This is a genomic window from Pseudomonas sp. BB438 (assembly GCF_057180225.1).
The window spans coordinates 929,019-940,142 of record NZ_CM170001.1 but is presented as its reverse complement, the minus strand read 5'-3'; the positions used below and the strand labels follow the sequence as shown (position 1 = coordinate 940,142).

Genomic DNA, 11,124 nt, shown 5'->3' with positions numbered 1-11,124 from the left:
ACACGCGCCTCCGCCCAACCAGCGGGGGCGTTCGTTCAGGAGATATCGGCATGAACATCGGCGAAGCGGCGAAGAAGAGCGGCCTGACCGCGAAGATGATCCGCTACTACGAATCCACCGGCCTGCTCGCCCCCGCCGGCCGCAGCGCCAGCGGCTATCGCCACTACAGCGAACAGGACCTGCACACCCTGGCCTTCATCCGTCGCTCGCGGGACTTCGGCTTCTCGCTGGAGGAAGTCGGCCAGTTGCTCGCCCTCTGGCAGGACCGCCAGCGCGCCAGCGCCGACGTCAAGGCCCTGGCCGCCCGGCACATCGACGAACTCAACCGCAAGATCGCCGAACTCAGCAGCCTGCGCGACACCCTGCAGGAACTGAGCGACCACTGCCAGGGCGACCACCGCCCGGACTGCCCGATCCTCAAGGACCTGGAGTCGGGGAACTGCTGTCACTGAATCAACCTGTACCTACTTCAAACGGCCCTCAAGAGCCACAACGGCCTTCGCTGCAAGCTCACAGCCTCGATCTCCAGCTGCTCGGAAATAGGTCAGCTTCCTTTCCAGGGAGGCACGATCTACTCCACTCGTACGCTTGGCCAAGTCGTAGTAGGCGTCAACCTCGAATTCTTTCTGGCTTAGCTCAGGAAACGGGAACGACGCTCGCTGATTGCGACCGCAGAGGCGGTATGCAGGAGATGGCATCGGGTAGTAGGCCGCATCACGAGATGCATTCCCCAGGGCCTTGACCAGGGCGTTCTCTGCATCCGCTTGATCCCGCTGCGGACATAGGCTGGGAGCGACTACCACTGCCGGAAGAAAGTACTGACCAGCACTGAGGGCCAATTGAGCGCAAACCTCCTCCTGACTGGATGAGCCTCCACTCATTGCCACGCGGAGCGTCATCGCCAGCAAGTACTGGCCAGCAGCATTTCCCGCGTCAGCAGAGCGTCGCAATGCAGGCAACGCCTCCCTGGCGAAGGTCACATAGTTGACGAACTGGGTCTGCAAGGCAGGATCCGTCCCTCCTTGCGTCGTCAGGAGGTCGTAGTCCTTGATCGAACTCTGCGACAAAGCCAGCAACTCGCGCGCCTGAGCCAGGTCGCTGTCACCTGGCGCGGCATGCACGGCCAACGGCAACAACGAGAAGAGCCAAACCGCCGCGGCGAATTTCGAATACATCTCCCGATATCCCTTCCAGAAAATCGAGGCGCGAGTGTGTACCAGGCGCCTGTCCGCGGCAATTCAACCGTTCCGCTTACGCGCTGGCCACCGCACGGCGACGCCAGATCGAAGCCGGCAGCACGGTCACGGCGAGGCCGACGAAGACCAGCACGCAGGCCATCCAGTCCTGGGTGGTGAGGTCTTCGCCGAGGAACAGCCAACCCGACAGCAGGCCCGACACCGGCACCGCGAGGGCGAAGGGCGTGACCTGGCTGGCCGGGTAGCGGCGCAGCAGGAAACTCCACAGGCCGAAGCCGACGGTGGTGGCGAGGAAAGCGATGTAGAGCAGCGCGCCTGCGCCGGTCCAGTTGATGTTGACCACAGCGTGCTCGATGGCCTCCGGGCCTTCGAAGATCCACGACAGCACCAGCAGCGGCAGTGGCGGGATCAGGCTGACCCAACTGATCAGGCGCAGCATGTCGGTGGCACCCGAGCGCTTGGTGGCGATGTTGGAGAAAGCCCAGGCCAGCGCGGCGGCGATCACCAGCAGGAAGGCCACCAGGCTGTCACCCAGCGGGCGCTCCAGGCCGATCAGCAGCAGGCCACCGGCGGCCAGCGCCAGGCCCAGCAACGCACGCGCGGTCGGGCGCTCGCCGAGGAAGGCGGCGGCGATCAGCACGGTGAAGAACACCTGGCTCTGCAGCACCAGCGAAGACAAGCCGGCGGGCATGCCGATGTGCATGCCGACGAAGAGCAAGCCGAACTTGACCACGCCGAGCAGCACGCCGATCTGCACGATGCGCCAGAACGGCGCCGGCAGCGGGCCGCGCAGGAAGATCAGCGGCAGCGCCGCCAGGGCGAAACGCAAAGCGCAGAACAGCAGCGGCGGAAAGTCGTGCAGGCCGACCTTGATCACGACGAAGTTGACGCCCCAGATCAAGGTGACCAGCAGGGCGAGGAAGACATGGCGGAGGGGCATGGCAGAGGGCTCGGGGTGGAATCAGGCAAAACTAGCAGCCCTCGTCTGAAATGTATGGATACAGTTGCAGCCTTACAGTTTCGAGAAGCGCCTACAGAGAGTCGATGTGCAGCTTCGGCCAGCGAGCGGACCAATTCTTGGCGGCGATGCGCTCGCGATAAATACCTTGCTTGCGGCGGAAGTGCTCGGTGGGCCGGACGCGCAATGTCCAGAGGTCGTCGATCCCCAGCGGGGCGAGCAGCTCCAGGACTTCACCCTGCAGGCGCAATGCCACCGCCGTGCAGATCTCCGGCCAGCGGCACATGGCGTCGGCGCAATCCCGATAGGGCGAATCGCCGTTGCGCAGGTGCATCCGCGCCTGGTTGCGCACGGACCAGGGCTGGTCCGGGCAGACGTCCAGCAGCCGGCGCTCCCAGGCGTCATCCGCCTCGGGCGCCAGGCTCCCGGCCGCGAAGTACAGTACGTCGATATCGCTGAACGGCGTGGGCTCGCCATGGCCATGCAGGGAGTCCCACACCGCATTGCGCACGAAGCCAGCGGCGATCCAGGCGCCTTCCGGGCCGTGATCGCGTACGGCCCGCAACAGGCGCATGCGCTCGGGTTGCGCGGCGATCAGCGCCAGAAGCGCCGACTCGCCGGGCACATCGCTCAGGCTTGTTCCCACGGCGGGGGTGGCGGCTCGTCACGCTGCAGCGGGCCGTCCTGGGCGGCACGTCCCGCCTCGCGGCGCTCCTGCTCCCGGAGGGCATCGGCGATCTCGCGCAGCACAGAGTCCACGTCCGCCTCGTCTTCCGGATCATCGAAGTGCCCGGTCAGCACGGTATCGGGCAGCAGCTTGCCGTCTTCGTAGAGCGCCCACATTTCCTTGGCGTAATGGGTGTAGCGCAGCTCCGGGGCGAAGCGGCCGAAGTAGGCGGCCATGTTGCCCACGTCCCGCTCGAGCATGCGGAAGGCGTGGTTGTTGCCGGCGGCGTCCACGGCCTGCGGCAGGTCGATGATCACCGGGCCGTCCGGGCCGACCAGCACGTTGAACTCCGACAGGTCGCCATGCACGAGACCTGCGCAGAGCATCATGACGATCTGGCGGATGAGGAATTCATGGAAGTCGCGGGCCAGCTCGGGCTCCATCACCACGTCGTTCAGGCGCGGCGCAGCATCGCCCTCTTCGTCGGCGACCATTTCCATGAGCAGCACGCCGTCGAGGAAATCGTACGGCTTGGGCACCCGCACGCCGGCGTTGGCCAGGCGGAACAGCGCGGCGACTTCGGCGTTCTGCCAGGCCTCTTCCTGCTCCTTGCGGCCGTACTTGGTGCCCTTGGCCATGGCGCGAGCCTGGCGACTGTTTCGCACCTTGCGGCCTTCCTGGTACTCGGCGGCCTGGCGGAAGCTCCGCTTGTTGGCTTCCTTGTAGACCTTGGCACAGCGCAGTTCGGTGCCGCAGCGCACCACATAGACCGCTGCTTCCTTGCCGCTCATCAGCGGACGCAATACTTCATCGATCAGGCCGTCTTCGATCAACGGCTCCAGGCGTTTCGGGGTTTTCATCAGGCTTCCTGGCGTACCTCTCTGGGGCGCTGCGCTCCTTATACGGCAATCCTCGACAACCGCCCAGCGCGATCAGGGTTCAGGGGGAGTCAGCTCGATACTTTCCACCACGGCATCCTCCAGCCGCTGCAGCTCCAGCCCCAGCGCCTCGTCGCTGTCGGCGTAGCGCTGGGCGATGTTGGCGAAGCCCTCGGCGACTTCGGTGAAGGCTTCCACCACGCGCGGATCGAACTGGTAGCCGGCACCGGCCTTGATACGTTCGGCGGCCTCGGCCGGGGTCAGCGAGGAGCGGTAGGCGTGGCGGCAGGTGAGTTCGTCGTAGCCGTCGATCAGCGACAGCATCCGTGCGCCCAGGGGAATCTGCTCACCAGCCAGGCCCGCGGGGAAGCCGCTGCCATCCCAGTGTTCGTGATGGCTGTAGGCGATTTCCTTGGCGAAGCGCAGGAACTCTGCCGGAGAGCCCAGCTTGCGCTCGGCCGCCGCCAGCGCATCGCGACCGACCGTGGTGTGGCTTTCCAGGATCAACCGGTCGGCTTCTTCCAGTTGCCCGGGGCTGTGCAGGATGCGGTCGGGCACGGCGACCTTGCCGATGTCGTGCAGTTGCGCCGAGCGCACCAGCAGCTCGATGTTCTCCACCGACAGCTCGGCGGCGAATTCGTCGTGCAGCGACAGCGCGCTGCCCAGCAGGCGCATGTAGTGCTCGATGCGCACCAGGTGGTTGCTGTGGGGGTTGTCGCGCAGGTCGCAGAGCGTCGCCATGGCTTCCAGGGTGGCGTCCTGGATGGCCTGCAGCTCGCGGGCGCGGCGGCGCACCTCCAGTTCCAGGTATTCGCTCTTGTCGCGCAGGAAGTCGGCGTTGGCTTTCAGGTTCAGGTGGGCGCGGATGCGCGCCAGGGTCACCGGCGGGCTGATCGGCTTGGTCAGGTAGTCCACGGCGCCCAGGTCCAGGCCCTTCTGCTCATCCGCGGCGCTGACCATGCCGGTGAGGAAGATCACGGGGATGTCCCGGGTCAGCGGGTCGGCCTTGAGCTGGCGGCAGACTTCGTAGCCGTCCATCTCCGGCATCATGATGTCGAGCAATACCAGGTCAGGGCGCGGGTCGCTCTGCATCAGGCGCAGCGCCTTCGGCCCGCTGGACGCCACGCGCACCTGATAGCGGTCCATGAGCAGTTCACTCATGAGCATCAGGTTGTCGGGCTGATCGTCCACCACCAGGATCATTTCCTGTTCCGGCCGGTCCAGCATGCTGTCCATCGCAACTCCTCGCATCGGTCAGATTCGTGACATGTCATGGGGGATCGGACCACCGCCCTGTCCGCGTGTTCCTGCGCCGCGTTTCTCCATCCGCCCCTTCACATCCGGATATCGCGCTCCCTCGCGAGATTCACCAGGCTTTCCAGGGCGCGCTCGAATTCGAAGCGCCGCACGCTCGTGGCAATGCCCTCGTACCCCTCATTGAAGACGCTGCGCAGCAGGCCTGCACGTTCACCGAGCAATCGCCCGGCGCGCGGGTCGTCCGCCGCCAGCAGATGCGCCAGGCGCCGGCAGACCTGCTCGACCTCGGCGACGTTGCCGTTCTCCAGCAGCGCTGGCGCGCTCGCGGCGGTCGGCAGCAGCGGCACGGGCAGCGGTTCGTGGCTGATGGCCTGCAGGCGCAGGCTCGCCGAGTCGTCCACCCGGCCCAGCGGCAGCCGGCACCAGAACAGGCTGCCGCGGTTGGGCTCGCTTTCCACCCCGACGCGACCGCCCATTGCCTCGGCCAGCTTCTTGCAGATCGCCAGCCCCAGGCCGGAACCGCCGTAACGGCGGGTGATGGAGCTGTCCGCCTGCTGGAAGGATTCGAACAGGCGCTCCTGCTGCGCCTCGGCGATGCCGATGCCGGTATCACGGAAGGCGAAGTAGAGCTGCAGGCTGTCTTCGTCCTCGTCTTCCAGGCGGACGATCAGCACCACTTCGCCCTGCTCGGTGAATTTCAGCGCGTTGTTGCCGTAGTTCATCAGTATCTGCCGCAGGCGCAGCGAATCACCCACCACCTGGGCGGGAACCCGTGGGTCGATTTCGCAACGCACCGTCAGTCCCTTGCTCGCCGCGCGGATGTTGAACAGGTCGAAAAGTTCGCCAAGCAGGCGCTCCAGGTCGAAGCCGATGCGCTCGAACTCCAGCTTGCCGGCCTCGACGCGGGACAGGTCGAGGATGTCGCTGATCAGTTCCAGCAAGTACTGGCCCGAGCCCTGGATCTTGCCGAGGTAGTCCACCTGCTGCGGGTCCAGGGTGGTCTCCTGGAGCAGGTGCGCGAGGCCGATGATGATGTTCAGCGGCGTGCGGATCTCGTGGCTCATGTTGGCGAGGAAGTCGCTCTTGAGCTGCGCGGCCTCTTCGGCCAGGTCGCGGGCCTCGGCCAGCGCCAGTTCGGTGGACTTGCGCGCGGTGACGTCACGGCTGACGCCCACCAGGCCGAGCAGCCGGCCGTGGTCGTCGTGGAAGGCGCTGCGCAGGGTATCGAAGAGCACCCGCCGGCCATCGGGATAGACCACCCAGCCTTCACTGGCATAGGGCTCGCTCGCGGTCAGCGCCTGGCGGTCACGCTCCTGCCGGCCATCTCCCGCCGCGCGGCTGAACATCTGCTGGTCGCTGCGCCCGACGATGTCGTCCGGCGCGCGCCCCAGGCAGTCGGCGAAGGCCTGGTTGACGCCCAGGTAGCGACCTTGCGTGTCCTTGAACCAGATGGGATCGGGAATCGAGTTGATCAGCGCCAGCAGGGTGCTGCGCTGGCGGCGCTCCTCCGCTTCGGCGCGGGCGCGCTCGGCCACCTGGATCGACAGCCGGCGGTTCCATACCAGCACGAAAGTCAGCAGGGCGAGGAAGCCCACCACCCAGGGCCAGGCGATTTGCAGCAGGTTCATCCAGTCGAAGACATCCAGCGACGGCAGCCAGCGCGCCTGAATCGCCTCCTGCTCACTGCGGGTGATGTTGCCCAGGGCGCGGTCCAGCAGCGGAATCAGCGGCTCCAGCGCCTTGCGCGTGGCGAAGCGTACCTGGCTGTTGCCCAGGCCACTGTCGCCACGCACCTCCATGTTGGAAAGGCCGAGTTGCTCGATCAGGAAGGTGGTGGTGATCAGGTTGCCCACGTAGGCATCGGCGCGCCCCGTGGAGACGGCCTTGAGCGCGCTGGGGGAGTCTTCCACCCGCACGAAGTCGACTCCCGGCACCGCCTTGCTCAGCAGCTCATGGACGGCGTAGCCCTGCTCCACCGCGACCCGCCGACCGGACAGGTCGTCCAGTGTTCGGATGGTGCTGTCGCGCCGGGCGAAGATCAGGCTGCTGGTGGTGACGTAGGGCTGCGTGAAGCTCAGGAAGCGCTGGCGTTCTTCGGTGGCCGCCATGGAAGGCAGCAGGTCGACCTCGCCGGCCTTTACCGCCGCGAGCACATCTTCCCAGGTGTTGTAGAGCACCGGCTGGACCTTCATGCCCAGGCGCTCGGACAGCAATTGCAGGTAATCGGCGCTGATACCGTGGAACTGGTCGAATTCGTCGATCACCTCGAACGGCGGCCAGCCGGCGCGGAACAGGCCGACACGGATCGGCTCGTGGGCCGTGATGAAGGCCCGCTCCTGATCGCTCAGCGCCAGGCTCGCGGCACGGGTCTCGCCGCTGAGCGCGAGGAGCAGCAGAAGGCAGCACAGGCAGAATCGGCGCAAGGGCATGGGGTCTTCTTCAGGGAATACCCAGCAAGCGTAGCCCCTGCCGCCGCGCTTCGAGTTTGAAAACGCGATGCGGATTGCTGCGCGTGGTGTCGGGACGGAGAATCGCTCCAACAGCCATTGCCCCCGGAGAGCTGCCATGACGACCACCCCACTTGACCCCGAGCGCTGCTGGCGAGCGGTCTGCGAGCGCGATGCGCGCTATGAAGGGCGTTTCGTCTTCAGCGTGCGCTCCACGGGCGTCTACTGCCGGCCGAACTGCCCGGCGCGCCGGCCGTCACGGGAAAACGTGGCGTTCTACAACGCCCCCGAAGCGGCCGAAGCCGCCGGTTTCCGCCCCTGCAAGCGCTGCTCGCCGCATGGCCCGAGCCCGCGAGAACAGCTCGATGCACTGGTTGCCGCGGCCTGCGAGCTGCTCGACAAGGCCGAAAAGCCCTTGACCCTGGAGGAACTCGCCGGGCGTATCGGCCTGTCCGCCTCGCACCTGGCCCGCGCCTTCAAGGCCCGTACCGGCCTCACGCCGAGAGCGTGGGCGGAATCCCGCCGCGAACAACGGCTGGCTGCCGCCCTGCCGCAATCGCGCTCGGTGCTCGACGCCGCGCTGGAGGCTGGCTACTCCGGCACCCGCGCCCTGTATGAAAACGCTACGCCGCTGAGCCCCGCGCAGCGCCGGCAGAAAGGCGCCGGCGAACGCCTGCGCTATGCCATCGCGCCCTGTCCGCTCGGACTGATCCTGCTGGCGGCCACCGACAAGGGCGTCTGCGCCCTGCTCTTCTCCGATGACGCCGCCGAACTGGAGCGCCAGTTGGCCGAGCGCTTCGCCGCGGCCGAGCGCGTCCGTGACGACGAAGGTATGGGCGACTGGCTGCGCGAGGTGATCACCCAGCTGGAAGAGCCCGAGCAGGCCACTCACCTGCCGCTCGACCTGCACGGCAGCGCCTTCCAGCTACGCGTCTGGCGTGCGCTCACACGCATTCCGAGCGGCGAGACACGGCGCTACGGCGAGCTGGCCGAACAGCTGGGCACCCATCCGCGCGCCATTGCCCGCGCCTGCGCGAGCAATCACGTCGGCCTGCTGGTGCCCTGCCACCGGGTGGTCGGCAGCACGGGCGAAGGCGGCTATCGCTGGGGACTGCCGCGCAAGCGTGAATTGCTGCGGCGCGAAGGCGGCTCAGGCGACGCCCGCGAACTCCGCCACCGAGCCGATCACGATCAGCACCCAGAGTAGGCCGCCGAGGATCAGGAACGGCACGTTGTAGCGGGTGATCGAGGCATTGCCCTGTCCCTGCGGGTCGCCACTGGCCTCGTTGGCGCGGCGCTGGATGTTCGTCAGCGGGATGAGCGGCACCAGGCCGAGAACGATGAACGGCAGGCTGTAGTGGCTCAGTTCGGGAACGTGGCTGGTGAGCTTGTCGGCGACGTTGGAGACGATCAACAGCACGACCGCCCAGGTGGCCTCGCTGCTGTAGCGCCAGGCCCGGCGCTGATCGTCGGGCAACGCTTCGTGCACGCGGCGGGCAAGGGAATGGATGTAGAAGATCATGAACAGGCTGCGCAGCGGCGGGTTGATCTTGCCCGGCATGTGCGGCTTCTGGATCGACCAGTGCTTGTACATCCAGTAGAGGTTGAACAGGCCCAGCGTCGCCACGTACAGCACGGTCATCTTGGTGATGGAGATGACGAAGAACCGATTGGCCTGTTCGGCGCCGGCACGCGCCTCCACCAACGGGGCTTCCGGGGCGCGATAGGGGTTTTCCATTTCCATGACAGGCACTCCTTGGGGCTGAAGGCGCCATTGTCGTCCAGGCCCGGCGCCCGGGCCAAGCGGTCCACAGCGCGCAGGGGTCGCATCCTGTCGCATGGGCCGTCGGATAGCCGCGCGCTGTGCTAGCGTTGGCAACTTTCGTCGTCTGCTCCGAATGCCCATGACCTTCTGGCCCCTGATCACCCGACTGGGCGACAGCTCGCTGCTGGCGCCGGCCGCCGTATTGGTGTTCTGCTGGCTGCTATACCGCGGCGAGTCGGCCAAGGCCGGGCTGTGGCTGGTGCTGTTCGGATTCTCGACTGCCCTGGTGGTGAGCTCGAAGCTGGCCTTCATGGGCTGGGGGATCGGGATTCCGAACCTGAACTTCACCGGCATTTCCGGCCACAGCATGATGGCCGGTGCCGTGCTGCCGACCCTCGCCGCACAGCTCTTCACCTCGCGGCGCGCCAGCCTGGCCACTGCCGCATTGGCGGCGGCGATCGCCGTGCTGGTGGGCTTCTCGCGACTGGCGATCAACGTGCATTCACCGGCGGAGGTCTATGCCGGCCTGGCGTTGGGCCTGGGCACCAGCGCGGCGTTCCTCGGCGTCACTCGCATCAGCCTGCCGGTTTTCCAGCCAGCCCTCCTGCTGCTGGTCCTCGCGCTGGGCCTGGGCCAGGCGCTCTCCGGCGTGCGTGCCCCGACACACCACGTGCTGGAACGCATCGCCGCGCATCTGGCCGACCGCGACCAGCCCTTCCAGCGCGGCCAGTGGGCCGGCCAGCCGGACGTCTGAGCCTGGCATTTCGTTCGGATTTCCGAACGAAGAATCCGCAAGGAATCCGGATTGCCGAACACAGCCCGTCCCCATCACTCACACGAGATTAAAATTAATTCTTCAGATTCAATAAGTTAGAAAATATAGCAAGCTTTGGCACGGAGCCTGCTCTGCTCCTCCTCGAACATGCGACCGGCCTGGAGTGAGCCTCGCCGGCGCAGGACTGAATAACAAACACAACCAGTCGAGGTAGTCTCCATGCGTTTCGCACCCCGTGCGTTGGGCGTCGCCATTGTCGCGGCCCTGCTCGCCACTCCCGTCGTCGCCGAAGAACTGACCGGTACCCTGAAGAAGATCAAGGACTCCGGCACCATCGTCCTCGGCCACCGTGACGCCTCCATCCCCTTCTCCTACCTCGGCAGCGATCCGCGTCAACCGGAAGGTTACTCCCACGACCTGCAGATCAAGGTCGTCGAAGCCCTGAAGAAAGAGCTGAACGCTCCCGACCTGAAGGTTCGCTACAACCTGGTGACCTCCCAGACCCGTATCCCGCTGGTGCAGAACGGCACCGTGGACATCGAGTGCGGCTCCACCACCAACAACCTCGAGCGCCAGAAGCAGGTCGACTTCTCCGTCGGCATCTTCGAGGTCGGCACCCGCCTGCTGACCAAGACCAGTTCAGGCATCAACGACTTCCCGGACCTCAAGGGCAAGAACGTGGTGACCACTGCCGGCACCACCTCCGAGCGTCTGCTCAAGCAGATGAACGCCGACCAGAAGATGGGCATGAACATCATCTCGGCCAAGGACCACGGCGAGTCCTTCCTGATGCTCGAGTCCGGCCGCGCCGTGGCCTTCATGATGGACGACGCGCTGCTCTACGGCGAAATGGCCAAGGCCAAGAAGCCCGACGACTGGCACGTGGTCGGCAAGCCGCAATCCTTCGAGATCTACGCGTGCATGGTTCGCAAGGGCGACGCACCGTTCAAGAAGGTGGTCGACAAGGCCATCTCCGATACCTTCGCCTCGGGTGAGGTCAACAAGATCTACGACAAGTGGTTCATGCAGCCCATCCCGCCGAAGAACCTGAACCTCAACTTCCCGATGAGTGATGAGCTCAAGAAGCTGATCGCCAATCCGACCGACAAGTCTGCCGAGCAGATGTAACGGTCGCGCGCGGCTGCGCCCACAAGGCGTAGCCACGCGGGGGATCGGGAGCG

General features: G+C 66.0%; 10 protein-coding genes and 1 pseudogene. 4 read left to right on the top strand and 7 right to left on the bottom strand.

Annotated elements, in window-relative coordinates:
- The first annotated feature begins 50 nt into the window (after positions 1-50).
- Entirely contained in the window at positions 51-452 is a 402-nt protein-coding gene (cueR, locus tag AC1ZV1_RS04570; RefSeq protein WP_037013783.1) for a Cu(I)-responsive transcriptional regulator, read from the top strand.
- 12 nt (positions 453-464) lie between these two features.
- Here cueR and AC1ZV1_RS04565 read toward each other — a convergent pair whose 3' ends face one another.
- The 6 genes and pseudogenes from AC1ZV1_RS04565 to AC1ZV1_RS04540 all read right to left on the bottom strand — a co-directional run bounded on the left by AC1ZV1_RS04565 (position 465) and on the right by AC1ZV1_RS04540 (position 7,385).
- On the bottom strand, positions 465-1,175 hold the full coding sequence (locus tag AC1ZV1_RS04565) for a hypothetical protein (protein ID WP_484295697.1): 711 nt from the start codon (positions 1,173-1,175) through the stop codon (positions 465-467).
- Between the two features lie 63 nt (positions 1,176-1,238).
- Positions 1,239-2,136 (bottom strand): annotated as a pseudogene (locus tag AC1ZV1_RS04560) (EamA family transporter).
- A gap of 91 nt (positions 2,137-2,227) precedes the next feature.
- On the bottom strand, positions 2,228-2,728 hold the full coding sequence (locus AC1ZV1_RS04555; RefSeq protein WP_484297501.1) for a nucleotidyltransferase family protein: 501 nt from the start codon (positions 2,726-2,728) through the stop codon (positions 2,228-2,230).
- A gap of 56 nt (positions 2,729-2,784) precedes the next feature.
- A complete protein-coding gene (locus AC1ZV1_RS04550) occupies positions 2,785-3,681 on the bottom strand; it encodes a PA4780 family RIO1-like protein kinase (RefSeq protein ID WP_484295696.1) in 897 nt (298 codons plus the stop codon).
- Positions 3,682-3,753: 72 nt separating this feature from the next.
- A complete protein-coding gene (locus AC1ZV1_RS04545; protein WP_484295695.1) occupies positions 3,754-4,935 on the bottom strand; it encodes a response regulator in 1,182 nt (393 codons plus the stop codon).
- A 98-nt stretch (positions 4,936-5,033) separates the two neighbouring features.
- Positions 5,034-7,385, bottom strand: coding sequence for an ATP-binding protein (locus AC1ZV1_RS04540; RefSeq protein ID WP_484295694.1), 2,352 nt, complete (start codon positions 7,383-7,385; stop codon positions 5,034-5,036).
- Positions 7,386-7,521: 136 nt separating this feature from the next.
- Here AC1ZV1_RS04540 and ada point away from each other — a divergent pair, with 136 nt between their 5' ends.
- Positions 7,522-8,610: a bifunctional DNA-binding transcriptional regulator/O6-methylguanine-DNA methyltransferase Ada gene (gene ada / locus AC1ZV1_RS04535; protein WP_484295693.1), complete on the top strand. Its 1,089-nt coding sequence runs from the start codon at positions 7,522-7,524 to the stop codon at positions 8,608-8,610.
- Here ada and AC1ZV1_RS04530 read toward each other — a convergent pair.
- Positions 8,554-9,147 (bottom strand): MFS transporter permease, encoded by a 594-nt coding sequence (locus tag AC1ZV1_RS04530; RefSeq protein WP_484295692.1) that lies wholly within the window; start codon positions 9,145-9,147, stop codon positions 8,554-8,556. The genes ada and AC1ZV1_RS04530 overlap by 57 nt on opposite strands.
- A gap of 160 nt (positions 9,148-9,307) precedes the next feature.
- On the opposite strand from AC1ZV1_RS04530, the gene AC1ZV1_RS04525 reads away from it, so the two are divergent.
- Positions 9,308-9,922: a phosphatase PAP2 family protein gene (locus AC1ZV1_RS04525; protein ID WP_484295691.1), complete on the top strand. Its 615-nt coding sequence runs from the start codon at positions 9,308-9,310 to the stop codon at positions 9,920-9,922.
- A gap of 240 nt (positions 9,923-10,162) precedes the next feature.
- Entirely contained in the window at positions 10,163-11,071 is a 909-nt protein-coding gene (locus AC1ZV1_RS04520; protein ID WP_017521677.1) for a glutamate/aspartate ABC transporter substrate-binding protein, read from the top strand.
- Positions 11,072-11,124 lie beyond the last annotated feature (53 nt).